Origin of the sequence: Chromohalobacter sp. HP20-39, from assembly GCF_033052815.1 — a bacterium.
Classification (GTDB): domain Bacteria; phylum Pseudomonadota; class Gammaproteobacteria; order Pseudomonadales; family Halomonadaceae; genus Chromohalobacter.
In genome coordinates this window covers 504,149-528,563 of the sequence record NZ_JAWHTP010000003.1, presented here as the reverse complement: position 1 = coordinate 528,563, position 24,415 = coordinate 504,149, and the positions used below count along the sequence as shown (strand labels likewise).

Genomic DNA, 24,415 nt, shown 5'->3' with positions numbered 1-24,415 from the left:
GACCTGTCGACCACGCTGCGACCGCAACCGATGAAATACCGTTGAAGACTACCTTGGACAAGGCTGGCGAAGTTATTGATGATTCGCTAAATCAAAAATGAGTAACAGGGAATGACCGCTTGTCCAATAGGGGTAAGGATACGCCGGACATCGACGGTCATTCGGCACACGAGCATCCCTTTGCCGCTGGGCGTTTCATCCCTCGCCCTTCGGCATTCCATCGCCAATCCCAACGTAGGAGAGACAATATGCGCCCGCTCCAGCCTGCCTCCGCCCTGATCGACGCCGGTCATGGCGCCATCGACAAAGGCACGACGCTACTCAAGGCCATGGCCAACGAAAACCGCTTGCGTATCCTGTGCCTGCTCGACGACGCAGAGCTTTCGGTCACCGAACTGAATCGCAAGCTCAACCTCAGTCAGTCGGCGCTCTCGCAGCACCTGGCCATCCTGCGCCGCGAGAACCTCGTGCTGACTCGCCGCGCCTCGCAGACCATCTACTATTCCCTGGCGGGCGATGAAGCCCGCACGGTGGTCGACTCATTGGTCGCGCTCTACGGCAAATCACGCTAAACCGGCCCCGGCAGCGGCTCAACGCCGCTGCCAACTGCTGGCTTCCAAGCGTTCCATGGCGCGATCCCCGAGACGCTCAATCCCCATCGAAGCCCCCACTCCGACACGCTGCAACAGCGAATGGCGCGGCTCTAGCGTCACATGCAGGATCTGCGCTTCCTTCATGCGTGCCGCAAGATAACCGTCGCTGGTGGCGATCTCATCGATCAAGCCATCCTCGAGGGCCTGACGGCCATACCAGATTTCGCCGGTCGCCACCTTGTCGACTTCCAGCGCCGGACGCCGCTCGCCGACGTAGCGCTTGAAGAGATCATGGGTTTCCTGCAAATCATCGAGAAACTTGGCGCGCCCCTCGTCGGTATTTTCCCCCAGGACGGTCAAGGTCCGCTTGTACCGCCCCGCCGTCAGCAGTTCGACATCGATATCGTGCTTCTTGAGCAGGCGATGCACGTTGGGCACCTGCGCGACCACGCCAATCGACCCGATGACGGCAAACGGTGCCGCGATCAGGCGATGCGCGCAGCAGGCCATCATGTAGCCCCCACTAGCGGCCACCTTGTCGACGCACACGGTCAGCTGTGCCCCAGCGTCACGCAGCCGGTCGAGCTGGGCGGCTGCGAGCCCATAGGCATGCACCAGACCACCGCCCGAGGTGAGACGCACGACCACTTCATCCTCGGCCTGCAGCTCCCCCAGCAACAGCGAGACCTGCTCCGCCAGTTGCGGGGTGCGTGATGCCTTGAGATCGCCATCGAAATCGAGCACCCAGACGCGCGGCGGTTCTTCGTCAGGGGTATCCCCCTTTCCTTTGCGGCGTGCCTTTTCCTGCTTGCGCAACGTCTTTTGTGCGCGCCGTCGCCGCGCGGGCGACATCCCGGCCAGACGCAACGACTCACGCCTACGCCGCTGACGCTCGTTCAGCCCCACCACGCGCAGACGATTATCCTCGCCCTGCCCACTGGCGCGCTGCTTGAGGGACACCACCAGCACGATCAGTACGCCCAGGCCGATTATCAGTGTCGCCAGCTTGGCGGCGAACAAGGCGTATTCCGCTATCCATTCAATCACGTCGCTCCCTCACAGTCGGATGAATCAATACAGTTCTTGTATGAAACATTTGTTTGAAATAGGCTGGGGCTTCCATCAACACCACAGAGTGACCGATCATGGCCGACGCCAGTACCGTCATCGAAAAACTTCAGTCGCGCTTCGATCCTGCCGCCGCCCGGGGCATGAATGATATTTTCCAGTTCCATATCACCGATGCCGATAACTATTACCTTCATGTTCAGGACGGCACCCTGGACGTTCAGCAAGGCGAGCACGACGACCCTTCCGTCAGCCTGACCACCGACACCGAAACACTGAAAGGCGTGATGAGCGGTGAGCTCAACGGCATGCAAGCCTTCATGAGCGGCAAGCTCAAGGCCGCCGGCAACGTCATGCTGGCCAGCAAGCTCACCAGCCTGTTCCCCAGCGGCTGACTCGCTCTTTTCTTACGTTGTCACATCTCAGCGCATCGCCACCGCGCTGAGGTGCGTCTCGATCAACTGACGCGAAATCGAATGGCTAGGGGGCAACTCCGGCAGATGACGCGGCGTGAACCAGGCGGCATCAGCGATCTCGACGCCATCGATGCGGATGCGTCGGCTGGCCGCCTCGGCGAAGAATCCCAGCATCAGCGAATGCGGAAACGGCCATGATTGGCTGCGAAAGAAACTGACGCGCCCTACCTCGACCCCGACTTCCTCGTGAACTTCACGGCGCACGGCATCCTCGGCGGTTTCCCCCGGCTCGATGAACCCCGCCAAGGTGGAGTAACGCCGAGCGGGAAAACGCGCGTTGCGCGCCAGCAGCAGATCCCGCCCATGAGTCACCAGAGTGATGATGCACGGCGAGATGCGCGGATAGCTGCGATGACCGCACGCCTTGCACTGCATGGCAAACTCGTGCGAAAGACGCTGCATCGGCGTTCCGCAGCGTCCACAAAAACGGTGATCGCGCGCCCAGGCGGAGACTTGCAGTGCCGTGGCCAGTAGATCGGCCTGGGCGGCGGGCAAGCACGCCAACCAGTCACGCGCCGGAGGCCAGCTTGCCTCGCCGCTCTCGTGCGCCATCGCGACTGGCAAGCCTTGCCACATCCCTAGCGGCATGGCTTGCTCAGGCCAGGCGCCGGGCGACTGGAGAATGCCCGTCTCCTCACCGGGAGCGATACCCGTTTCGCCGAAACGAATCCAATACCCCCAACGCGGCGTCTCCGCGCCGGGCAGCTCTCTCACGAATGCCGGTGTCGACGTGGTCGTCATGTGGGCCCCTGCGACGCTTCATCCAACGCGTCCCAATGACACTCGCCTGCCGCCTGGCGAATACTGTCGAGCTTAGCCCGGTGCGCGCTCAATTCCGCCTCGTTGGGCTGCGTCACCGCCAGCGTCAGACCTTCTCGTGCCACCCGGCGAATGCCGCTGACGCTATTGGCCCCCTCAGCGGCACCGCCGGCAGCCTCTTCGATGCCCGCCAACGATAGCGCCGTCTGCCCCCCGGTCATCGCCAGGTAGACATCGGAAAGAATCTCGGCATCCAGCAAGGCGCCGTGGAGTACTCGGCGGCCGTTGTCGATGGCGTAACGCTTGCACAGCGCGTCCAGACTATTGCGCTGCCCCGGATGCAACTTACGCGCCATGGCCAGCGTATCCAGAACGCCGCAATACTCCGCGACCGGGCCCAACCGCGGCCCGCCCCGCTTGTTCTGCAGCAGGCCGAATTCGTGATCGATGAAGCCCACGTCGAACGCCGCGTTGTGAATCACCAGTTCGGCGCCGTAAATGTACTCCCAGAAGGCATCGGCGACATCGGCAAACACCGGCTCGTCGGCGACCCGTTCGTTGGTGATGCCATGAATTTCCACGGCCTCGGGATCGATATCACGTTCGGGATTGATGTATTGATGAAAGTTATTGCCGGTAAGTCGGCGATTAACCACCTCCACCGCCCCGATTTCGATCAGGCGATGGCCTTCCTTAGGGTCGATACCGGTCGTTTCAGTATCCAGTACGATCTGACGCATTGCTTACTCTTCTCCTGCCATGGCCCGGCGCTGAGTCGCCTGCACGTCGTCGGTGGCGGCGTTAGCCAACGTATCGGCCAGTTCGTTACCTTCGTGTCCACTATGTCCCTTTACCCAGTGCCACTCGATGCGATGGCGCTGGGTTTCCTCAAGTAATTCACGCCACAATTCGGCGTTCTTGACCGGCTTCTTGGCAGCGGTCTTCCAGCCGCGCTTGATCCAGCCATGGACCCACTGGGTAATCCCTTTGCGCAGGTACTCGGAATCCGTCCATAGCGCCACATCGCAGGGACGCGACAGGATCCGCAGCGCTTGAATCGCGGCCATCAGCTCCATACGGTTATTGGTGGTCTCGGCCTCACCGCCGTTGAGAGTTTTTTCGTGCTGGCCATAACGCAGCACCGCTCCCCAACCGCCGGGGCCTGGGTTACCACGGCAAGCGCCGTCTGTATAAATGGTTACACGGGGCATATCGCCCACGGTGGGAGTGTCAGTCAACCTCGGCTATCCTATCGTCGTGGGCTTGGGCGCGCCCCGTGCGTTCGTCGCGATGAAGCGCTGCGGGACCGAGCCAGGAATTGCTCGTGATCGTATCCCGGCGCAGCAACGTCCGCACCGGTCGTACAGGGATCTGCTTGCGCTGGGCCACGATCAGGTAACATCCACCGAAGGGGAGGTTATAGCGACGCCCCAGCGTTTCGAGCCCCCGGTTGTGTATATGCCCACCGGGCAGGCGAAAACCGCAGTAGTCTACGCGGTCGATCTCGAAATCGACAAACGCCAACCATTCCCGCAACCGGCCGCTGCGCCGCCAATGCCCCTTGCAGGGCCAGCGGCGTCGACTGGCGGGCGATAAATGTCCCAGGACATCGGCGCCGAAGGGATTCCAGCCCATCATCACCAGCATGCCATCGTCACGCGTGACCCGCGCCGCCTCACGCACCAAGTGGTGCGCGTCTGGCATCACTTCCAGCAAATGATGCACCAGCACGAGATCGAGACTTTCATCGGGCAGCGGCAAGGCGCTGGGGTCACACACCAAGGTCGCGTCATCCTGAGCCAAGGCGCGTGTCGGCGCCCAACTCATCGCATGGTGGATAGGACACATATCGGTCAGCCGCGAGGCCATGCCGAGTTGCAGGCTGTGAGCCCCGAAGCGCGACTCGCAGAGTGGTCCCAAGCACGCACGCTGTGCCTGCCATAACGCCACACCGTCTTCGGAGCCCCAGAAGCGGCGCCCCTCGCGGACGGCTTGCGCCAACGTCATCGTCATCTGCGAATTTGACACGACGGCCCGTTCCCCCCAAGGTTGTCGCATTTTACGCTGCCGTCCGCCATCGTGCATGGCGTGACGATAGGCGTGTTTCCGACGTTTGCCGAGGTCTAGCGTACTATGTTGACCGTGATTCCAATTCCCGCGTTCCAGGACAACTATATCTGGCTGCTCCGTCAGGATGCCAGCGATAAGGTAGCGATCGTCGACCCCGGCGACGCGCAACCCGTCATCGAATATCTCGAACGTGAAAACCTGAACCTGGTGGCGATTCTGGTGACTCACCACCATCACGATCACACGGGCGGCATCGAAACGCTGGTCAAACGGTACGGACCACGCGTGATAGGCCCCGACAATTCGGCCATCCCCGCCGTTGAAGAAGTCGTGGGCGACGGCGACGATTTCCGCGTGCAGGGCCGGCGCTTCGAAGTCTTCGCGGTGCCCGGCCACACGCTCGATCATATCGCGTTCTATGCCCCCGGAACGCCGGGACTACTGTTTTGCGGCGACGTGATGTTCTCGGCCGGTTGCGGGCGCTTGTTCGAAGGCTCTCCCGCGCAGATGCAGCGTTCACTCGAGCGCCTCGCGGCGTTGCCCGACGACACCATGGTGTTCGCGGGCCACGAATACACGCTGGCCAACCTGCGCTTCTCTCAGGCTGCCGAGCCCGACAACCCCACGCGGGACGCCTACCTCGAGGAGTGCGAAAAAGCACGCCGGTTGGAGCGCCCCACGCTGCCCACCAACATCGGCTCCGAGCGCCAGATCAACCCCTTCTTGCGTATCGACCAACCCGGCCTGCTCAGCACAGTGGCCGAACAAGGCAATGCCGACGACGCCAGCAGCGCCTTCGCCACGTTGCGCGAATGGAAAGACCGTTTCTAGCAACACCGCCCAGCTGACGTCATAGTCCTCGAGAGGTTCGCTTCCCATGCACGTTCGATCGATCCGCCGCCAAGCTCTGGGCTTGGCGGGAGGTCTTTTCCTGACCACCTTATCGCTGCCCGCACTAGCAGCGAGCGGTTTACCGACCGACGATTCAGCGACATCGACGACGCCTCATGCCACCTTCTGGCAAGCGCTGGAGCTTAAAAGCACCACGCCAGCCGATGTCTGGACGCGCCTTGAAAGCGGCTTCGGGTTGCCCCACAACATCAGCAATCCACGCGTCAAGGAATGGCTCGACTACTTCGCTGCGCACCCCCAATACGTCTCGGCCGTATCCCGAAACGCGCGCCCGTGGCTACGCTGGGTGACCCGCCAGCTCGAAGCACGTGATATGCCCACCGAGCTGGCCCTGCTACCCTTCATCGAAAGCGCCTATGACCCTGCCGCCAAGCACCCCGGCGGCGCGTCGGGACTCTGGCAGTTCATGCCACGCACTGGCGAAGCCATGGGACTCAACGACACTTGGTGGTATGCCGGGCGTCGGGATGTCATGGCCTCGACCAAAGCCGCACTCGATTATCTACAGACGCTCGCCGACCAATGGTACGACGGCGATCTCGAACTGGCCCTGGCGGCTTACAATGCCGGTGCGGGCACGGTCAATCGCGCGCAAGAGCGAGCCGCCGCCCAAGGCAAACCCATCGATTACTGGCATCTCTCACTGCCCAGGCAAACCATGGATTATGTCCCCAAGCTGCTAGCCTTGGCCGAAGTGATTTCCGACCCGCAGCGCTACGGCGTCACTCTACCCGACATTCCCGACCGCCCGGCCATCGCCCAGGTAACGACCCAGGGCCAGCTCTCGCTGAACGATGCTGCACGACTCGCCGGGGTCAGCGAGCAACGCCTGCGCGAACTCAACCCCGCCTTGCGGCGCGAGGCCACCCGGCCGACCCAGAGCGCCAAACTGGTCATTCCAGCCGCCAGCCGCCAACGTTTTCTCGCCAATCTCGACACACTTGCCCCCGAAAAGCGTCGTACCAAGGCGCATTACGTGGTCAAGCGCGGCGACACGCTCTCCGGCATCGCCGCACGGCACGACATTCCAATCAGCGTGCTACGTCAACAGAATGGCCTCGACGGCAACTTGCTGCGTATTGGTCAATCACTGATCGTCCCTTCCACAGGCCAGTCCACCCGCTTGGCCAGCCATGACGCCACGCGCGAAGTGACCGTCAAGCCAGGCGACAGCCTGTCACGCATCGCCGCGCGCCACGATGTCAGCGTCGACGAACTGGCCCGCTGGAATCGGCTCGATCGTAGCGATTATCTACACCCGGGACAGCGCCTGACACTGCGCCAGACCCCGCGCTGATCACAATGGATAACACCTCTACTCAGCACGCCACTGCTGGGATAGGCTAGCGTGCAGGGTCGGCATCTTCACCGACCTTCATGCATCCTGCTTCAAGGAATCGTTTGATGCTCTCGTTCGTTCGCACCTTGCTGTTGGGGTTTTCCCTGTGGGCGGTCAGCCTCACAGCGTTGGCCGTGTCGGCCGAGCAGGTACCCACTGTCGGGGCGATTTCACTCTACGACACGCCTGCGCTGCCCGAGGACTTCACGCATCTGCCCTACACCAATCCGGATGCCCCCAAGGGCGGCGAAATGCGGCGCGCCGCGCAAGGTAGCTTCGATTCGACCAACCCCTTCATCATTCAGGGCAATCCGGCCGACGGCCTGAATCACATCTACGACACCTTGATGGAAGCCAGTGCTGACGAGCCCTTCACCATGTATGGGCTACTGGCAGGCGGCATCCGCCTCGATCCCGATCGCCACTGGATGGAAATCGATCTACGTCCGAAAGCGCGCTTCCACGATGACCATCCCGTCACAGCGGAAGACGTCGTGTTCAGCTTTCGACTGCTGCGCGACGAAGGGCAGCCGTTCTATCGCGCCTACTACGCCGATGTCGACAAGATCGAAGCGCTGGATAGCGACACCGTGCGCTTCGAATTCAGCGACAACAATTCACGCGAGTTGCCATTGATCCTCGGTCAGCTTCCGGTGCTGCCCAAGCACTACTGGGCCTCGCGCGACTTCGCCTCTCCGACGCTGGACAAGCCGCTGGGGTCGGGTCCTTATGAGGTCGAGAGCCTCTCGCCGGGGCGGCGTATCGTGTATCGTCGCGTCGAGGATTACTGGGGGCGTGATCTGCCCATCAACCGCGGGCGGCACAATATCGGTCGTCTGGTCTACGAGTACTACCGGGATCAGACCGTGGCGCTGGAGGCCTTCAAGGCCGGCAATCTCGATCTACGCCGTGAAAGTAGCGCCAAGAACTGGGCCACCGCCTACGACACCCCCGCTCGTGAGGAAGGCTTCATCAAGCGCATGGTCGTTCCAGATGCACAGCCCGCGGGCATGCAAGCCTTCGTCATGAACCTGCGGCGTGAGAAATTCCAGGACCGCCGCGTTCGCGAAGCGTTGACGCTGGCCACCGATTTCGATTGGCTCAACACACATCTCTTCTACGGCGCCTACGAGGAAACCGACAGTTACTTCGAAAGCTCGGACATGGAAGCCAGCGGCCTACCCAGCGAAGCTGAACGCAAGCTGCTCGCGCCCTATCGCGATATTCTGCCCCCCGAGGTATTCAACCAGCCGTTACCGATCTCGCGACCCGACGCCTTACGGGCACGCCTGAAGAAAGCACTGGGACTTCTTCGCGAGGCCGGCTATGAAATCCGTGACGGCACGCTGATCAACCGCGAGACACAGCAGCCGCTGCGCCTCGAATTTCTGCTCTACGACACCCAGTTCGAACGCGTGACCTTGCCGCTGATTCAAAATCTCGAACGCCTCGGCATTCAGGCCAGCCTACGCGTGGTCGACGTTAACCAATTTCTGACACGCCAGCGCCACTTCGACTTCGACCTGATCCTCGGCAGCTTCCCGCAGTCCGCCAATCCGGGCAATGAACAGCGTGAATTCTGGACCAGCGACTACGCCGACGCGCCGCGCAGCCGCAACTTGATCGGCCTGCAGAACCCCGCCATCGATGGTTTGGTCGACACCTTGATCGGCGCCGATAGCCGACGTGAACTAGACACCGCCGCGCGCGCGCTCGACCGCGTCCTGCGCTGGGGCTTCTACGTCATTCCCCAATGGCACCTCGACGGCACCCGCGTCGCGCTGTGGGACAAGTTCGGCTATCCCCAGCCCTTCCCCGAATACACGTTCGATCTATCGAGCTGGTGGGTCGACCCACAGCGCGCGCGTCGCGTGGAAGAACGTCAACACAGTGACCGCTAGGGGAATATCGTGGCTAACTACATCCTACGCCGCCTGCTGCTGATGATTCCCACCTTGCTGGGTATATTGCTGCTCAATTTCATTATCGTGCAGGTGGCACCGGGCGGCCCTATCGACCAGATGCTGGCCCGCTTCGAAGGAATGGACAGCAACGCCAGCACGCGCCTGGAAAGCGGCGGCGAGACATCCAGCGGCGATACCCGTAACGTACGCGGTATCGACCCGCGCCTAGAAGCGGCACTAGAGAAGCAGTTCGGTTTCGACAAGCCCCCCGTGGAGCGGTTCTTCGGCATGCTCGCCGATTACGCCACCTTCGATCTGGGTGAGAGCTTTTTCCGCGGGCGGCCGGTGATCGACCTGATCGTCGAACGCCTACCGGTATCGATCTCACTGGGACTCTGGACCACGCTACTGGTGTATTCGATCTCGATACCGCTGGGCATACGCAAGGCCCTGCGCCACGGCTCACGCTTTGATGTCTGGACGTCGGGGCTGATCATTGTGGGATACGCCGTGCCGGGATTCTTGTTCGCCATCTTTTTGATCGTGGTGTTCGCCGGCGGCAGCTACCTGGACTGGTTTCCGCTACGCGGGCTGACCTCGCCGGACTTCGCCGATCTTTCCTGGTGGGGCAAGATCCAGGATTATTTCTGGCACATCGCGCTGCCCGTGCTGGCCTCGGCCATCGGCAGCTTCGCCACGCTCACCATGCTGACCAAGAACAGCTTCCTCGACGAGATCCACAAGCAATACGTCCTCACCGCACGCGCCAAGGGCGCTGGCGAGAACCGCGTACTCTACGGCCACGTGTTCCGCAACGCGATGCTGATCATCATCGCGGGACTCCCCTCGGCACTGATCGGCATCTTCTTCACCGGGTCGCTGTTGATCGAGGTCATCTTCTCGCTCGACGGCCTTGGATTACTCGGCTTCGAAGCCGTCATGCAGCGCGATTACCCGGTCATCTTCGGCACCCTGTATCTCTACACCTTGATCGGCTTGGTGCTCAAGCTGATCTCGGATCTCACCTATGTATGGGTCGACCCACGCATCGACTTCGCGACACGGGGGGCATGATGACACTTCGCATGCGCGCGCAACCGTCTCCCATCGCCCGCCGTCGCTGGCAGATCTTTCGCGGCAACCGTCGCGCCTGGTGGTCGCTGTGGGCCTTCGCCCTGCTGCTGATCGCCAGCCTGGGCGCCGAGTTGATCGCCAATGACAAGCCTCTCGTCATGTATTATCAAGGTCAGTGGTACGCGCCGGTGGTATTCGATTATCCCGAAACCGAATTCGGGGGCTTCCTCCCTACCACGGCCGACTATCGCGATCCCGTGGTCCGGGAAAACATAACATCGCAGGGCTGGATGCTATGGCCGATCGTGCCCTTCTCCTACGACACGCTGGATCGTCAGTTAGAGGGACCTGCGCCTTCACCGCCCTCAGCGCGCCACTGGCTGGGAACCGATGACCACGGCCGCGACGTCTTCGCCCGCGTGCTCTACGGTTTTCGCCTGTCGGTGGTCTTCGCTGTGATACTGACGCTGGGCTCCATGGTGCTCGGGGTCCTGTTTGGCGGCATACAAGGCTATTTCGGCGGCAAGGTCGACCTGATCGGCCAGCGCATCATCGAAATCTGGTCGGGCATCCCGGTACTGTTCCTGCTGATCATCCTCGCCAGCCTGGTGCAACCCAACCTGTGGTGGCTGCTGGGCATCATGCTGCTGTTTTCCTGGCTGGGGCTGGTCGACATCGTGCGTGCCGAATTTCTGCGCGCACGCAATCTCGAGTACGTGCGCGCGGCACGCGCCATGGGGCTGCCCTCGCGCCTGATCATGTGGCGCCACGTACTACCCAACGCCATGGTCGCCACCTTGACCTTCATCCCGTTTTTGTTCACCGGCGCGATCACCACCCTCACCGCGCTGGATTTCCTGGGCTTCGGACTGCCGCCCGGCTCGCCCTCACTGGGTGAACTCGTCGCCCAAGGCAAGAACAACCTGCAAGCGCCCTGGCTTGGCATCACGGCCTTCCTGAGTCTCGGGATCATGCTCTCGCTGTTGGTGTTCATCGGTGAAGGACTGCGTGACGCCTTCGACCCGCGCCACGTGCCCAGCACCACCCCGTCAACCTCCGCCGATACCGACGATCTACCCGGGAGAACCGCGCATGGCCAATGACGACGTCGTATTCGAACTCGATGCGCTAAGCATTGCCTTCGGCGACATGCGCGTCGTCGAAGACCTGTCACTTACCATACGACGTGGTGAAACCGCGGCGCTGGTCGGTGAATCCGGCTCCGGCAAGTCGGTCTCCGCCCTCGGCGCCCTCGATCTGCTGCCGCCTGGCGCGCGAGTCGAGGGCGGACGCCGGCTCTGCGGAGAATCTCTCGAGGGTTTATCACCGCGGCGCTGGAATACGCTGCGCGGCGGTCAAGTCGGCTTCGTGTTCCAGGAACCCACGACCTCGCTCAACCCCTTGCACCCGGTCGGCAAGCAGCTCAGCGAAGCACTGCGTCTTCACCAAGGCTTGCGCGGCCGTGCCGCCCGCCAGCGCGCCCGGGAACTGCTCGTGGAAGTACAGTTGCCACGCCCCGATGAACTCCTCGACGCGCACCCCCATCAACTCTCGGGCGGGCAACGCCAGCGCGTGGTGATCGCCATGGCCATCGCCAACGCGCCACGACTGCTCATCGCCGATGAGCCGACCACGGCGCTCGATGTCACCGTACAGCAGGAAATTTTGGCCTTGCTGGCACGATTACGCGACGCCAATGGCATGGCCATGCTGTTCATCACTCATGATCTCAACCTGGTGCGCCGGCATGCCGACAACGTGCATGTCATGCAGCACGGTCGACTCGTCGAAAGCGGCAGCGTCACACGCGTCTTCGATACCCCCCGCGCGACCTATACCCAACACCTGCTCGACGCCAACCCCGATGGCCATGCCGCGCCGTTGCCGGCGGCACGCCAGATGCTGCTCGCGGGACACCACCTCGGCGTCTCCTTCGCGCGCAGCAAGTCCTGGTTCGGGCGCCGCCCCGCCCCCTTCGTGGCCGTCCAGCCGTTGGATATCACCCTGGCGCGCGGCGAAACACTGGGCCTGGTCGGGGAATCCGGCTCCGGCAAGACCACCCTGGCATTGGCGCTTCTATGCCTGACCGCCGCCGACGGCGAGATCCTCTTCGATGGCGAACGCCTGGATACATTACGCGGCAACGCGCTACGCCGCCGTCGGCGGCGCTTTCAAGTCGTCTTCCAGGATCCCTACGGCTCGCTCTCGCCACGCATGCCGGTCATGGATATCGTCAGTGAAGGGCTGCGCTTCCATCACCCGACTCTCAGCGACGCAGAGGTCGAGCAGCGGGTCGCCACCACCCTCGAGGAAGTCGGTCTGCCGGCGAATTGCGCGGCGCGCTATCCGCATGAATTTTCGGGAGGCCAGCGCCAGCGTATCGCCGTGGCACGCGCCATCATCCTCGAGCCCGACCTCGTGGTACTCGACGAACCGACTTCCGCACTCGACCGCAGCGTTCAGAAGCAGCTTATCGGCTTGCTCCGCGGCCTGCAGGCACGACGCGGGCTTAGCTACCTGTTCATCAGCCACGACCTCGCCGTGGTGCGCGCGATGGCGCACCGAATCGTGGTGCTCAAGGACGGCGAGATCATCGAGCAAGGCGACTGCGAAACGCTACTCAGGCAGCCCCGAGAACCCTATACCAAGCGCCTTCTCGAGGCCTCTGGGCTGCACCTCGATACCTGACGAGCTTCCCCGGCAGTCTGATTACGCCGCCGTCAGGTTAAGAACCGATAAGTGCTTATGCTAGATAACGGTATAAACTAGATGGAAGCGATCTCCGCTTCGCTAAGCTCCCGCCACTCGCCCGTCGCGAGCGCTGGATCGAGAACGATGTCGCCGACTTGCTCACGGTGCAACGCCACCACCTCGTTATCCAGCGCCGCGAACATACGCTTGATCTGATGGTAGCGGCCTTCCTGAATGACCAGCCGCGCTTGAACCCCCTCATCTTCGCCCGACGTCGGCAGACGCTCAAGGCGCGCGGGCAATGTCGGCTTGTCTTCCTTTTCCAGCATTAGCCCCGCTGCCAGGAGATCTTCCGCCCCTTCCATCAGTGGCTGGGCCAGCGTCACGAGATAGTGCTTGTCGCAGCGCCGCTTGGGAGATGTCAGTCGATGCGACCACTGGCCATCCTCGGTAATCAATACGAGTCCGGTGGTGTCCACATCCAGGCGCCCCGCGATGTGCAGGCGCTCGCGCTTGGTGACATCCAGCAGCTCGACCACTGAGGGATAGCGCCCCGGACGTGTCGTGCACTCGTAGCCCGTGGGCTTGTTGAGCATCAGATAGCGCACACCGACCAGGGCCAGAGGCGCGCCCATCCAACGCACGTCCTGTTTGTCACCGAGTTTGAAGGCAGAATTCTTGATCACTTCGCCATCCACCTCGACTTCGCCGCGGTGCAGGGCTCTCTTGGCCAGCGAGCGCGTCAGCTCGGTACTTTCACTTAAAAAACGGTCGAGACGCATGCAGTCAATTCACTCCTCGACCTGGAAGCGATCGGCGTCCATCCAGGCCGGAAATTTGTCACGGAACGCACTCAGCGCCTGGCGATCCAGGCGACCGGTACGCATGAAGGGCGCGTCGCGTGGCTCGTCGATCAAAGGCTCGCCCTTGAAGTCGACCAGCATCGAGTCGCCCGCGTACGCCAGCCCCTTGGCGTCTTCCCCAACGCGATTGACGCCGATCACATAGCAGAGGTTTTCGACGGCACGTGCCTGTAGCAGGGTCCGCCACGGCTGACGACGGGGCGCGGGCCAGTTGGCGACGCACAGCAGCGCATCATACTCGAAATGCTCGCCGGGCGCGGGCTGCTGGCGCAGCCATACGGGAAATCGCAGGTCATAGCAGACACTCAACAGAATTCGAAACCCCTTGAGCTCGACGATGACACGCTCGTTGCCCATGCCATAGCGCTCATGCTCGCCGGCCATGCGGAACAGGTGACGCTTGTCGTAATGCGTGATATCGCCATCCGGGCGCGCCCAGATAAGACGATTGAAATACTCGCCGTCCTCGACCACGGCCACGCTGCCGGTCACTACGCAGCCACGCTGGCGGGCTTGTTCGACCATCCAGGCAACGGTGGCACTTTGCGCCATGGGCTCGGCCATCTCGCGGGAATTCATGGTGAACCCCGTAGCGAACATTTCCGGCAGCACGATCAGGTCCGTATCGTCCGCCGAGAGCGTGCCCAGGCGTTCCTCGAGCAAGCGGCAATTGGCTTGGGGATCTTCCCAGCGCAGGTCAGCCTGCACCAGAGTCGTACGCAATTCGCTCATCACACACCTCCCGGATTGATGATTCAGTCTGAAGGCCAGCTCAGGGCAGCGGCAAGCCCCTTTCGTCCATGTTAGATTAGCGCTCGCCTATTCGGTTTCGTCGCCCCATGCTGAGGTCCCCATGGCTCTAGAGAGTGCCAAAGAGAGCGTTAAAGAGAATACTAAAGAGAGTGCTCCGCAAGACACGTCTTCCGCACCGACGACTGCCGCGGACAAGGACGTCGCCAAGGGCGTTACGTTCGGCGTGACCGCCTATACACTGTGGGGCTGTTTTCCGCTTTTTTTCGCACTTTTCGAGGGCGTACCCGCCTGGGAAATTCTCACTCACCGCATCCTCTGGGCGTGCCTGTTCCTGGCCTTGGTAGTCACCCTCATGGGGCGCTGGCAACCCGTCAGGGCCGCCTTGCGCGCGCCGCGCTTGCTGGGACGCGTCCTGGGTTGCGCCCTGCTCATCGGTTTCAACTGGGGGCTCTACATCTACGCCGTGGAAACCCACCACGTCCTCCAGGCCAGCCTCGGCTATTTCATGACACCACTGGTCAATGTGGCCCTGGGCATGCTGGTGCTGCGTGAGCGCATGTCGCGCCTACAGGGCGCCGCAGTGGCCATCGCCATCGTCGCCATCGGCGTTCAACTGGTGGGGCTCGGCGGCCTGCCGTGGATCAGTATCTGCCTCGCGCTCAGCTTCGGCACCTATGGCCTGTTGCGCAAGCAAGTCACGCTGGATGGACTCTCGGGGCTGTTCGTCGAAACGTTGATATTGCTGCCCCTTGGGCTGATCGCCGTGACCTGGTTCGAGGTCGCCGGGCTCTCTCATTTCGGCGATGGCGTACACAACACCACGCTACTGATCGCGAGTGGCGCCCTGACGGCTCTGCCATTACTGGCCTTCGCCGGGGCCGCACGACGGCTGCGCCTGTCGACAGTAGGGTTCTTGATGTACATCAACCCCACCCTGCAATTCTTGATCGCACTGCTGATCTTTCGCGAGCCATTAGGCACCCTGCAACTCATCACCTTCGTGCTTATCTGGCTCGGGCTGGCGATGTATTCGCTTTCCGCCTGGCAAGGCCGGCACGCCGGCGCCAAGTAAGAGATGCGTCACGGCACCAACATAGCCTAGAGTGAATGCATGGTCGCCGCGATATGTCTCGCGACAACCGCCTGGCCCGAGGAAACACGCCTTCATGACGACGCACCTGGTGCTGGTGGGTGCCGGTCACGCGCACCTCCACTTGCTGAAACATGCGACCGCGTTACGTCGCGCCGGCTATCGCATCACACTCGTGGCTCCCACGCGTTTCTGGTATTCGGGCAGGGCCGCACGACTGCTTGGCGGCGCACCGCGAGACGCCTGCAGCCTCGACATTGCCGCCCTCGCCGCACGTCATGGCATCGAGCATGTCACAGCGCCTTTCGTGGCACTCGACGTGCATACCAAGCATGTCTTCCTCGCCGACGGTCAACACATCGCCTTCGATGTCCTCTCACTCAATGTGGGCAGCGACGTCGTCCCGCCGACCCCGACCGGCGCAACCGTGCCTGCCTGGGGCGACGCGCGCTACTGGCACGTCAAGCCTATCGAGCGCCTCGACGCGCTGCGCCAGCATGTACACGCTTCGGCGCAGCAGCACCGTGCTTTGCGCATGCTCGTAGTCGGCGGCGGGCCCTCCGGCGTGGAAATGGCCGCCAATCTGGCGGGGCTGAGCCAACGCCTCGGGGCCGCCAACGACATTCGCCTGGCCACCCGCCACTCGCGCCTCTTGCTCGCCGCACCGGACGACGCGTCCCGGTGGGCCAGTCGTCAGTTGGCACGCCTGGGCGTCGAATGGCAACCCAACGTGGCCTTCGATGGTGGCGCCGGATGGCTCGACACTCTGGATGTCTTTCCCGATGACATCGTCCTCGCCACGGGATTGCGCCCCGCCTACTGCGTCGCCGACCTGCCACTGGCGCTCGACGATAACGGCATCCGTATCAAGGCGACACTACAGAGCGAGGAGCACGCCACCGTCTTCGCCGTCGGCGACTGCGCCTCATTGATCGATCACCCCCTCCCCAAGCGCGGCATCGAAGGCGTACGCCAGGGCCCCGTGCTACTGCAGAATCTGATTGCCCTGCAGAATGGCACGCCACTGCGCGATTACCATCCACCGGCCACGGCACTGGCCATCGTCGACATGCACGACAAGGGGTTGGCGCTTTACGGGGAACACTGGCGAGGCGGTCGCCTGGCCTTGCGGCTCAAGCGCTATATCGATATGCGCTTCTTGCGGCATTATCGGTAGGTAGGCGTCGGCTCAAGGCAAGAGCCACGACGCATCGCACCGCCGAGGATGACGGTGCCTGGCAACGCTCGCGCGTCACACCTGCATATTCATGACATCCTTATAGGCCGTCACAAAGCGGTTGCGTACCTGTGTACCCATTTCAAAGGCGATGCTGGCCTTTTGCATATCGACCATCACATCGTTGAGCTCCACGCCCGGGGCGCCCGCCTCGAACGCCTTGATCTGAGCGTTGGCGGTCTGCTTCAAGCTATTGATGCGTGAGATCGCACTATGCAATTCGCCGGTAAAACCACCGCTGCCGACCGACGTATTGACCTGACTCCCAGGCATCTGGCCCGCCTGATTGGCCATGGACTGCATTTGCTGAAGTGCCTGGGAAATGGCCGGTGCACTCATGACTTCACCTCCACCGTTCGAAAAGCTCCGGGATACGTTGACGAACCCTATCAGCAAACCAGCATGCGTCATATCTGCAATTGAGACCTAAAACATCGGCTTTTCCGCCCTTTATGCTTTTCTTAGCTCCACATAATAGCGGTCATCACACATACGCCTCGTCACGGTATCGATCACACCGTCTCACGAGGCATCAAACGATGCGCAGAATTCTGGAGTTGGACACCCCCATGCTTGCCGCTGGACCGTTTCAGTGCCTACCCCGGCGTCGCCGGAGGATGACATGAGCACAGCAGCATCCTCCTCGAACGAGGCCACTCAAGGTGCGTCAGGGCAACGTCAGGGCAGCGCCGCCCCGGCCAATGCTCAATCGTTCATCGACCGCTTGCGAAGCAATCCGCGTGTACCGCTGATCATCGCCGCCGCCTTGTGCGTCGCGGTCATTGCCGTATTGCTGCTCTGGGCACGCTCGCCCGAGTATCGCGTCCTTTATTCAACGCTCACTCAGAAAGATGGTGGCAAGATCGTCACCGAGCTCGACAGCATGGGCGTGCCCTACCAGTTCAGCGAGAACGGCCAAGCCCTTTTGGTACCCGCCGACCGGGTCAACAGGTTGCGCCTGCTGCTGGCCGAGCAAGGCTTACCCGAAGCGTCCGGTGTCGGTTTCGAACTGATGGACAGGCAGTCTTTCGGCATCAGTCAGTTCACCGAGCATGTCAACTATCAGCGCGCCCTCCAGGGTGAGCTTGCCCGCACCATCGAAGAACTCGGCCCGGTATCCAGCGCTCGCGTTCACCTGGCCATGGCCAAACCCTCGGTTTTCGTGCGCGAAAGCGAACCTGCCAGCGCCTCGGTGGTGCTCGACCTGCAACGTGGACGCGTCCTTGGCGAAGGCCAGGTACAAGCCATCATGCACATGGTTTCGAGCAGCGTATCCGAGCTTGCCACCAGCGACGTGACAGTGGTCGACCAGACAGGGCGCATGCTCTCTCCGGCCAACGATGGCAACAGCGTGCTCAGCGGTTCACAACTGGATTACGCCGCCCGCGTCGAACGCAACTATGCCCAGCGCATCGAATCGATCCTGGCGCCCATCGTCGGTGCGGGCAACGTCAAGGCTGAGGTCTCCGCACAACTCGACTTCTCCAAGCGTGAGGCCACCAGCGAAACCTACGATCCTAACCAGCCGCCCAACCAAGCGGCCGTGCGTAGCAAGCAGACCAGCGTCAGCTACAGCGGTGCCGGCGATCTGGCCATGGGCATTCCCGGCGCGCTGAGCAATCAACCACCGGGTATCGCTGCCTCTCCCATCAACGCCGCGCAAGCCGATGCCGAGGGCAATGATGGAGAAGGCAACAACGCTGCCCAGGGGGATGCCGCTCAGGGGGACGACGCGCAAGGCGCTGAAAACGATGCGGCCCAGGAAGAAGCTCCCCAAGGACGCACGAGCAGCAACCAGACCATCAACTATGAAGTCGACCACACAGTCGAGCATGTAAAGAAGCAGACCGGCACCATCGAGCGCCTCAATGCCGCCATCGTGGTCAACTATCGCAACGGCGTCGACGAAGACGGCAACCCCACGCGGGTGCCGCTAAGCGACGAGGAAATCGCCAACATTCGTAGCCTCGCCCAGCAAGCCATCGGCTTCTCGGCAGCACGCGGTGATCAGCTCAAGGTCGTCAACTCACCCTTCGAGGAGACGTCCAAGCAACTCCCCGAAGCACCGTGGTGGGAATCTCCCCGACTTTGGTCGCTGGCCGCCACGCTGGGCCAATATCTGCTGATCGGCCTCATCGCCCTGTTCCTGTGGTTCAAGGTGCTGCGCCCGCTGATTCAACGTCAGAGCGAACGCCCCGCCTTCACGCCGGCCATGCCGAGCCCCGCCGGTGCAACTGCCGGGGCAGGCGGTGGGGCCGATGCCTACGCGGCCACTCAAGCCGAGACGGCTCACGCCGAGGAAGAGCCACCGGCACCGCCACAGAAGCGGCGTGAACGCCGCTCGGCCAGCTATGAGCAAAACCTCCGTGACGTACGTGAGATCGCCCAGGAAGACCCGCGTCTCGTCGCCATGATCGTCAGAGGCTGGATGAGTTCCCATGAGTAAGATGAGCGGCGCTCGCCGAAGCGCAATTCTGCTGCTCTCGCTAGACGAGGACAGCGCCGCCGAGGTCTTCAAGTACCTCAGCAACAAAGAGGTCCAGGAAATCAGCCTGGAAATGGCCTCGTTGAGCCAGATCTCGCACGAGGAAATGGAAGAGGCGCTGAGCGAGTTCCACGACGAGGTGGAGCAGTTCTCCGCCGTCAACCTGCACAGCAGCGAACACATTCGCACCGTGCTCACCAAGGCACTGGGCAGCGAGCGGGCCAATAGCCTGATCGAGGACATCCTCGAGACGACCGGTTCCGCCTCGGGCATCGATGCGCTGAACCTGATGGAAAGCACCACCGTCGCCGAGCTGATCCGTGACGAGCACCCACAGATCATCGCCACCATCGTCATCCACCTGGATCGCAACTTGGCCGCCGATGTGCTCGAACAGCTCGACGATAAACTGCGCAACGATGTCGTGCTGCGCATCGCCACCTTCAGCGGCGTGCAACCGGCAGCCTTGCAGGAACTCACCGAGGTGCTCGGCAGCATGCTCGACGGCCAGAACGTCAAGCGCAGCAAGATGGGTGGCGTAAGAACTGCCGCCGAGATCCTCAACCTGATGAACTCGTCTCAGGAAGAGCTGGTCATCGACGCCGTGCGGGCACACAACGACGACCTCGCGCAGCGCATCATCGACGAGATGTTCCTGTTCGAGAACATCCTCGACATCGACGACCGAGGCATCCAGCTCATCCTCAAGGAAGTCGACACCAACTCGTTGGTGGTGGCCCTCAAGGGTGCCCAGGAAGCACTGGTCGAAAAGATCACGCAGAACATGTCGCAACGCGCAGCCACACTCATGCGCGAAGACCTCGAGGCACGCGGTCCGGTGCGCGTTTCCCAGGTGGAGACCGAGCAGAAAGCGATTCTGCAGGTGGTGCGCCGCCTGGCCGACAACGGCGAAATAGTACTCAGCGGAGGCGACGACAGTTATGTCTGACAAGCCGCTATCCGACGATGTCATTCATACGCCGGACGACCAGCGCTGGCGCCCCTGGCGCATGGACGAACTCCCGCGTGACCATGACAACGGCAGCGATCAGCTCGACCGGGCGCAACGCTTCGAGCAGCGCCGACGCCAACAGCGCCAGCGTCTCGCCGAAGAGCGCGATGCATTGCATCGCAAGACACGCGATATCGCCCATCGTGAAGGTTACGACGCCGGCTTCGAAGAAGGCCGTCAGGCAGGTTACGCACAAGGCCTCCAGGAAGGCCGCGAAGCAGGCGAACAGGAAGCCAAGCGCCAGCTCGACGATGCCCTCGCCCCGCTCGGCCAACTGGCCGGCGAATTCCGCGCGGCGCTGGATGGCATGGATACTCAGCTTGCCGATCAACTCGTCGAACTGGCCATGCTCACCGGCAAACATCTAGCCGACGAAGCCTTGGTCGCCACACCCGAGCATGTCGTGACGCTCGTTCGCCAGCTACTCCACGAGGAGCCCGTGCTCGACGGCCCCTGCCAACTGTGGCTGCACCCCGACGATCTTGCGCTGGTCAACGATCACCTGGGCACCGAGCTCGAAGCGGCTCATTGGACACTACTCGAAGACACCTCGTTGCAACGCGGCGGTTGCCGCGCCGAAAGCGCCACCGGCGGGCTCGATGCCACGCTGGAGACCCGCTGGCAAGCCGCGTTGAATCAGCGCCGCCAGCGCCATGTCGCGCCTTCCCCGGCAACGGGGCCGGAGGCCGGTAATGACTGACACGCACCTTGCCGATACGCACAACGAGACTTCGCATGGCGCCCATTGGCAGCGCGCCCTGGGCAAGGTCGCGCAGCGTATCGAGGGGCTGGATTCACGCCGCCCCCATGGCAAGATCGTGCGTGCCACCGGGCTGGTGCTCGAAGCCACCGGTTTACGCCTCCCCCTGGGCAGCGCTTGCCTGGTGGAACTCGCCCAGCACGGGCACACCGACTATGCCGAAGCCGAAGTGGTCGGCTTTGCCGGTGATCGACTGTTTCTCATGCCATTGGGTGACACCCAGGGCCTGGTGCCGGGGGCACGTGTGCTGACGCTGGGCAGCAACCAGCGCGATGCCACAAGCGCACGCCGCTTCCCACTCGGCGATGCGCTTCTCGGGCGCGTGCTGGACGGCAACGGCCGCGCGCTCGACGGCAAAGGCTCACTGGAGAACGCACCGCATGCCCCTTTGAACACGCGGCCCATCAACCCGCTCGACCGTGCCCCCATCGAGTCCGTCATCGATGTGGGTATTCGCGCCATCAACGGCTTGTTGAGCGTCGGCCGTGGGCAGCGCATGGGGCTTTTCGCCGGCTCAGGGGTCGGCAAGAGTGTGTTGCTGGGCATGATGTCGCGCTACACCCAGGCCGATGTCATCGTCGTCGGCCTGATCGGCGAGCGTGGTCGCGAGGTCAAGGACTTCATCGAGAATATCCTCGGCGCCGAGGGGCGTGAACGCGCCGTGGTCGTCGCCGCGCCCGCCGACGTCTCGCCGCTGCAGCGTCTACAAGGTGCCGCTTACGCCACGCGCATCGCCGAGGGCTTTCGCGACGAGGGGCGTAACGTCCTGCTGATCATGGATTCCCTGACACGCTATGCCATGGCCATGCGCGAGATTGCCCTCGCCGTGGGCGAGCCGCCCGCCACCAAGGGCTATCCGCCGTCCGTCTTCGCGCGCTTGCCGGGGCTTGTCGAACGCGCCGGCAACGGCAAACCCGGCGGCGGGTCGATCACCGCTTTTTATACCGTGCTCACCGAGGGCGATGATCAGCAGGATCCCATCGCCGATGCTGCGCGCGCGATTCTCGATGGCCACGTCGTCCTCTCGCGGGATCTGGCGGAGAGCGGGCACTACCCCGCCATCGATATCGAAGCCTCGATCAGCCGCGCGATGACCGCTATCACCGAAGGTGTTCATCAACGTCGCGCGCAACGCTTCAAGCAGCTTTTCTCGCGTTATCAACGCAATCGTGACCTGATCAGTGTCGGCGCCTATGCCGCAGGCCACGACCCGCAGCTCGATCGCGCCGTCGCCCTGTATCCGCGTCTCGAAGGTTTCCTCCAGCAGGGAATCAACGAACAGGCCGATGTCAACGCGACCCTGGACGCCCTGGCATCGCTATTCCCGGAGACGCGCTGATGTCATTCACTCTGCATCGCGGTAAGGAGCTCTCATGAACGCACGCTCACCGCTCACCACGCTCAAGGAATTAGCGCAGGAAACCTGCGATCAAGCGGCACAGTCGGTGGGGCATTCCCAGCGCAGCCTGCAGGAAACGCAGCAACGCCTGGACCAGCTCTTGAACTATCGGCACGAGTACCGTCAGCGCCTCGACGCAAGCATGGAAAAAGGCATCGAGCCCGCCAACTGGCACAATTATCAGCAGTTTCTAGCCTCCCTCGATCAGGCCATCGCCAGTCAGCGCAAGGCGCTCCATGACCAGCAGCGCCATCTCGATCGTCAGCAACAAGCGTGGCAAGGCGAGAGACGCAAGCTCAATACCTACGATACGCTGGTCTCACGCCGCGAACAGGTCGAGCAAAAACGTGCCACACGACGTGAGCAGCAACTCTTCGATGAGATGTCGGCGCGCATGTCGCGCCAGCAGGAAAACGATCGCGGTCTCGATATCACCGCGACGGACACCACACATTCCAATAACCGCTTTTGACGAGGCACGCACATGGATATTGCCCTGCTGAACAACCTCCAAGGCAGTAATCACGCCTCCGCAACCTCCCACGGCAGCGCTGGCGAATCGCGCAGTGGCAAGAATGCCGAAGACGGCGCCTCACCGTTCGCTAGCCTCTTGGGCAAGGCCCGTGGCGGCTCGGAAGTCAAGCGCGTTGCCAGCGACACCCAGCCGCTTGCCAAGGACAACACGTCTCAGGACGGAGGCAACGATCTCGCGGCGGCACTTGGCGTGTTGATGCAAGACAGCGATGACGCCAAGCTGCTCAGCGACTGGCTCGAAAGCGGCGACGCCAGCCAGCTCGAAGCCCTGACGCAACGCCTGGCAGAAATACAGCAAACGCTGGGCGGAGATGCGCAGAGCGATTCAGCGCTCGCCAACGACGCTCTGGCGGCGCTACTCGCCGCGCAGCTGCCGGCGAACGTGGCGACTAAAACCACTGGCATCGCCCAAGCTCAGGGCAGCTCCGGCACGCTGGCCGGCCAGCGCGGCGAGCTGTCGCTCAACGACATCCAGCAACGCATGCTGCTCATCCAGCAATCCTCCAGTGCCTCGCAAAACGCGACGGGCGATGCGACTTCGCCCCGGGATCTCATGGCTCGGCTAACCAACGCCGCCACCAACACCGGGCAAGACGCGCCATCGCTCATGCAGTTGATGCAGAACGCACAGAGCGCGTCAGGACAGGCGTCCTCGCAAACCAATGGCCAGGTATCCCCGGCAGCGGCGTTCAGTGCCACCTTGGTGCAGCAGGCCCAGGCCGTCGCCAATGCACAGGGTGGCGAGGCCTTGTCGGGCCAGCACATGGAGCGACAGGGCGATACGTCGCTCTTCACCAATCTGGGGCCCCACGCCGCCTCGGGTAATGCCACCACCGGCGCTGCGGTCAATGCTAACGCGGCTGCCAGTGCCGCCGGCGCATCCGCCACCGCAACACTCACGCCCCAGGTTGGTATGGCCGCATGGGGACAGTCACTGGGACAGCAGGTCGTGCGCATGGCGCAACGCGGTGACCAGCAGATCGAGTTACGCCTGCACCCCGCCGAACTGGGCCCATTGAGTGTCTCGCTCAAGATGGGTGATCAGCAGCAGGCCAACCTGCAGTTCTTCTCCGCTCACGGCGCCGTACGCCACGCCCTGGAAGCAGCGATCCCGCAATTGCGCGAAGCCCTCGCCGATAGCGGCATCGCCCTGGGCGAGACCTCCGTCGGTGAACAGGACCAGTTTCAGCAACAGTCCGACGAGCAACAAGACCAGCCCGGCTCTGGGGGAAGTACCGATGGCGGGCTTCTCGCCAATGACTCGGACGCAGATATGCCGCCCCTGAACGAGACGCCACTGCAATATATCGCGTCCTCGGGCATTAGCCTTTATGCCTGAGCCTAGCTGCCGATAACACTAAAGAGGCGTCCGTCGATGGGCGTCTCGGCAAAGCCC

The 24,415-nt window shown here is 62.5% G+C and carries 24 protein-coding genes; 16 read left to right on the top strand and 8 right to left on the bottom strand.

From position 1 onward, the window contains the following. Positions 1-248: 248 nt before the first annotated feature. Positions 249-572, top strand: a complete 324-nt coding sequence (locus RVY79_RS09155; protein WP_317463815.1) for a metalloregulator ArsR/SmtB family transcription factor — start codon at positions 249-251, stop codon at positions 570-572. Between the two features lie 18 nt (positions 573-590). On the opposite strand, the gene sohB is transcribed toward RVY79_RS09155, so the two are convergent. Then, complete coding sequence (gene sohB, locus RVY79_RS09150; protein WP_317463814.1) at positions 591-1,640, bottom strand: protease SohB; 1,050 nt, start codon at positions 1,638-1,640, stop codon at positions 591-593. 98 nt (positions 1,641-1,738) lie between these two features. On the opposite strand from sohB, the gene RVY79_RS09145 reads away from it, so the two are divergent. Further along, positions 1,739-2,056 (top strand): SCP2 sterol-binding domain-containing protein, encoded by a 318-nt coding sequence (locus RVY79_RS09145; protein ID WP_317463813.1) that lies wholly within the window; start codon positions 1,739-1,741, stop codon positions 2,054-2,056. A 27-nt stretch (positions 2,057-2,083) separates the two neighbouring features. Here RVY79_RS09145 and nudC read toward each other — a convergent pair whose 3' ends face one another. Genes nudC through RVY79_RS09125 form a run of 4 tightly spaced genes read right to left on the bottom strand, consistent with a single transcriptional unit; the run spans position 2,084 to position 4,924 of the window. Then, on the bottom strand, positions 2,084-2,878 hold the full coding sequence (gene nudC, locus RVY79_RS09140; protein WP_317463812.1) for an NAD(+) diphosphatase: 795 nt from the start codon (positions 2,876-2,878) through the stop codon (positions 2,084-2,086). Next, entirely contained in the window at positions 2,875-3,636 is a 762-nt protein-coding gene (gene dnaQ / locus RVY79_RS09135; protein ID WP_317463811.1) for a DNA polymerase III subunit epsilon, read from the bottom strand. The genes nudC and dnaQ overlap by 4 nt, the downstream gene beginning before the upstream one ends. Before the next feature lie 3 nt (positions 3,637-3,639). Further along, positions 3,640-4,107 (bottom strand): ribonuclease HI, encoded by a 468-nt coding sequence (gene rnhA / locus RVY79_RS09130; protein ID WP_317463917.1) that lies wholly within the window; start codon positions 4,105-4,107, stop codon positions 3,640-3,642. Between the two features lie 19 nt (positions 4,108-4,126). Then, entirely contained in the window at positions 4,127-4,924 is a 798-nt protein-coding gene (locus RVY79_RS09125; protein ID WP_317463810.1) for a methyltransferase domain-containing protein, read from the bottom strand. Positions 4,925-5,029: 105 nt separating this feature from the next. Between RVY79_RS09125 and gloB the strand changes: the two genes are divergently transcribed. The 6 genes from gloB (at position 5,030) to RVY79_RS09095 (ending at position 12,883) form a co-directional block, all read left to right on the top strand. Then, positions 5,030-5,797, top strand: coding sequence for a hydroxyacylglutathione hydrolase (gloB, locus tag RVY79_RS09120; protein WP_317463809.1), 768 nt, complete (start codon positions 5,030-5,032; stop codon positions 5,795-5,797). 46 nt (positions 5,798-5,843) lie between these two features. After that, a complete protein-coding gene (locus RVY79_RS09115; protein ID WP_317463808.1) occupies positions 5,844-7,175 on the top strand; it encodes a LysM peptidoglycan-binding domain-containing protein in 1,332 nt (443 codons plus the stop codon). A 107-nt stretch (positions 7,176-7,282) separates the two neighbouring features. Continuing rightward, complete coding sequence (locus RVY79_RS09110) at positions 7,283-9,118, top strand: extracellular solute-binding protein (RefSeq protein ID WP_317463807.1); 1,836 nt, start codon at positions 7,283-7,285, stop codon at positions 9,116-9,118. Positions 9,119-9,127: 9 nt separating this feature from the next. Beyond that, on the top strand, positions 9,128-10,195 hold the full coding sequence (locus RVY79_RS09105; RefSeq protein ID WP_317463806.1) for a microcin C ABC transporter permease YejB: 1,068 nt from the start codon (positions 9,128-9,130) through the stop codon (positions 10,193-10,195). Between the two features lie 11 nt (positions 10,196-10,206). Next, positions 10,207-11,298, top strand: a complete 1,092-nt coding sequence (locus tag RVY79_RS09100; RefSeq protein ID WP_317463805.1) for an ABC transporter permease — start codon at positions 10,207-10,209, stop codon at positions 11,296-11,298. Continuing rightward, positions 11,288-12,883 (top strand): dipeptide ABC transporter ATP-binding protein, encoded by a 1,596-nt coding sequence (locus RVY79_RS09095; RefSeq protein ID WP_317463804.1) that lies wholly within the window; start codon positions 11,288-11,290, stop codon positions 12,881-12,883. The genes RVY79_RS09100 and RVY79_RS09095 overlap by 11 nt, the downstream gene beginning before the upstream one ends. A 77-nt stretch (positions 12,884-12,960) precedes the next feature. Here the strand turns inward: RVY79_RS09095 and rsuA are convergent, their stop codons facing one another. Together rsuA and RVY79_RS09085 are read right to left on the bottom strand one after the other, a co-directional pair. After that, complete coding sequence (rsuA, locus tag RVY79_RS09090) at positions 12,961-13,668, bottom strand: 16S rRNA pseudouridine(516) synthase RsuA (protein ID WP_317463803.1); 708 nt, start codon at positions 13,666-13,668, stop codon at positions 12,961-12,963. A gap of 9 nt (positions 13,669-13,677) precedes the next feature. Next, positions 13,678-14,481, bottom strand: coding sequence for an amidohydrolase (locus tag RVY79_RS09085; RefSeq protein ID WP_317463802.1), 804 nt, complete (start codon positions 14,479-14,481; stop codon positions 13,678-13,680). A 121-nt stretch (positions 14,482-14,602) separates the two neighbouring features. On the opposite strand from RVY79_RS09085, the gene rarD reads away from it, so the two are divergent. Continuing rightward, positions 14,603-15,574: an EamA family transporter RarD gene (rarD, locus tag RVY79_RS09080; RefSeq protein WP_317463801.1), complete on the top strand. Its 972-nt coding sequence runs from the start codon at positions 14,603-14,605 to the stop codon at positions 15,572-15,574. A 94-nt stretch (positions 15,575-15,668) separates the two neighbouring features. Next, positions 15,669-16,769 carry an NAD(P)/FAD-dependent oxidoreductase gene (locus RVY79_RS09075; RefSeq protein WP_317463800.1) on the top strand — a complete coding sequence of 367 codons (1,101 nt, stop codon included), beginning with the start codon at positions 15,669-15,671 and terminating at the stop codon, positions 16,767-16,769. Between the two features lie 75 nt (positions 16,770-16,844). On the opposite strand, the gene fliE is transcribed toward RVY79_RS09075, so the two are convergent. Continuing rightward, complete coding sequence (fliE, locus tag RVY79_RS09070; RefSeq protein WP_317463799.1) at positions 16,845-17,168, bottom strand: flagellar hook-basal body complex protein FliE; 324 nt, start codon at positions 17,166-17,168, stop codon at positions 16,845-16,847. A 283-nt stretch (positions 17,169-17,451) separates the two neighbouring features. On the opposite strand from fliE, the gene fliF reads away from it, so the two are divergent. From fliF to RVY79_RS09040, 6 genes are read left to right on the top strand one after another with little or no spacing between them, the layout of a single operon-like run. Continuing rightward, positions 17,452-19,275: a flagellar basal-body MS-ring/collar protein FliF gene (gene fliF / locus RVY79_RS09065; RefSeq protein WP_317463798.1), complete on the top strand. Its 1,824-nt coding sequence runs from the start codon at positions 17,452-17,454 to the stop codon at positions 19,273-19,275. After that, entirely contained in the window at positions 19,268-20,263 is a 996-nt protein-coding gene (fliG, locus tag RVY79_RS09060) for a flagellar motor switch protein FliG (protein ID WP_317463797.1), read from the top strand. The genes fliF and fliG overlap by 8 nt, the downstream gene beginning before the upstream one ends. Continuing rightward, complete coding sequence (locus RVY79_RS09055; protein WP_317463796.1) at positions 20,256-21,026, top strand: flagellar assembly protein FliH; 771 nt, start codon at positions 20,256-20,258, stop codon at positions 21,024-21,026. The genes fliG and RVY79_RS09055 overlap by 8 nt, the downstream gene beginning before the upstream one ends. Further along, positions 21,019-22,425 (top strand): flagellar protein export ATPase FliI, encoded by a 1,407-nt coding sequence (fliI, locus tag RVY79_RS09050; protein ID WP_317463795.1) that lies wholly within the window; start codon positions 21,019-21,021, stop codon positions 22,423-22,425. Before RVY79_RS09055 ends, fliI begins: the two co-directional genes overlap by 8 nt. 34 nt (positions 22,426-22,459) lie before the next feature. Continuing rightward, entirely contained in the window at positions 22,460-22,957 is a 498-nt protein-coding gene (gene fliJ, locus RVY79_RS09045; RefSeq protein ID WP_317463794.1) for a flagellar export protein FliJ, read from the top strand. A 12-nt stretch (positions 22,958-22,969) separates the two neighbouring features. After that, complete coding sequence (locus RVY79_RS09040; protein WP_317463793.1) at positions 22,970-24,358, top strand: flagellar hook-length control protein FliK; 1,389 nt, start codon at positions 22,970-22,972, stop codon at positions 24,356-24,358. Positions 24,359-24,415: the final 57 nt, after the last annotated feature.

Excerpts from the sequence above, each read along its gene's own strand:
- RVY79_RS09040 (WP_317463793.1), top strand. The coding sequence starts at position 22,970 with ATGGATATTGCCCTGCTGAACAACCTCCAAGGCAGTAATCACGCCTCC.
- fliG (WP_317463797.1), top strand. The coding sequence starts at position 19,268 with ATGAGTAAGATGAGCGGCGCTCGCCGAAGCGCAATTCTGCTGCTCTCG.
- dnaQ (WP_317463811.1), bottom strand. The coding sequence starts at position 3,636 with ATGCGTCAGATCGTACTGGATACTGAAACGACCGGTATCGACCCTAAG.
- RVY79_RS09155 (WP_317463815.1), top strand. The coding sequence starts at position 249 with ATGCGCCCGCTCCAGCCTGCCTCCGCCCTGATCGACGCCGGTCATGGC.
- RVY79_RS09095 (WP_317463804.1), top strand. The coding sequence starts at position 11,288 with ATGGCCAATGACGACGTCGTATTCGAACTCGATGCGCTAAGCATTGCC.
- rnhA (WP_317463917.1), bottom strand. The coding sequence starts at position 4,107 with ATGCCCCGTGTAACCATTTATACAGACGGCGCTTGCCGTGGTAACCCA.
- RVY79_RS09055 (WP_317463796.1), top strand. The coding sequence starts at position 20,256 with ATGTCTGACAAGCCGCTATCCGACGATGTCATTCATACGCCGGACGAC.
- fliF (WP_317463798.1), top strand. The coding sequence starts at position 17,452 with ATGAGCACAGCAGCATCCTCCTCGAACGAGGCCACTCAAGGTGCGTCA.
- gloB (WP_317463809.1), top strand. The coding sequence starts at position 5,030 with ATGTTGACCGTGATTCCAATTCCCGCGTTCCAGGACAACTATATCTGG.
- nudC (WP_317463812.1), bottom strand. The coding sequence starts at position 2,878 with ATGACGACCACGTCGACACCGGCATTCGTGAGAGAGCTGCCCGGCGCG.
- RVY79_RS09100 (WP_317463805.1), top strand. The coding sequence starts at position 10,207 with ATGCGCGCGCAACCGTCTCCCATCGCCCGCCGTCGCTGGCAGATCTTT.
- RVY79_RS09145 (WP_317463813.1), top strand. The coding sequence starts at position 1,739 with ATGGCCGACGCCAGTACCGTCATCGAAAAACTTCAGTCGCGCTTCGAT.
- RVY79_RS09110 (WP_317463807.1), top strand. The coding sequence starts at position 7,283 with ATGCTCTCGTTCGTTCGCACCTTGCTGTTGGGGTTTTCCCTGTGGGCG.
- RVY79_RS09115 (WP_317463808.1), top strand. The coding sequence starts at position 5,844 with ATGCACGTTCGATCGATCCGCCGCCAAGCTCTGGGCTTGGCGGGAGGT.
- RVY79_RS09075 (WP_317463800.1), top strand. The coding sequence starts at position 15,669 with ATGACGACGCACCTGGTGCTGGTGGGTGCCGGTCACGCGCACCTCCAC.
- fliJ (WP_317463794.1), top strand. The coding sequence starts at position 22,460 with ATGAACGCACGCTCACCGCTCACCACGCTCAAGGAATTAGCGCAGGAA.
- fliI (WP_317463795.1), top strand. The coding sequence starts at position 21,019 with ATGACTGACACGCACCTTGCCGATACGCACAACGAGACTTCGCATGGC.
- rsuA (WP_317463803.1), bottom strand. The coding sequence starts at position 13,668 with ATGCGTCTCGACCGTTTTTTAAGTGAAAGTACCGAGCTGACGCGCTCG.
- RVY79_RS09085 (WP_317463802.1), bottom strand. The coding sequence starts at position 14,481 with ATGAGCGAATTGCGTACGACTCTGGTGCAGGCTGACCTGCGCTGGGAA.
- rarD (WP_317463801.1), top strand. The coding sequence starts at position 14,603 with ATGGCTCTAGAGAGTGCCAAAGAGAGCGTTAAAGAGAATACTAAAGAG.
- fliE (WP_317463799.1), bottom strand. The coding sequence starts at position 17,168 with ATGAGTGCACCGGCCATTTCCCAGGCACTTCAGCAAATGCAGTCCATG.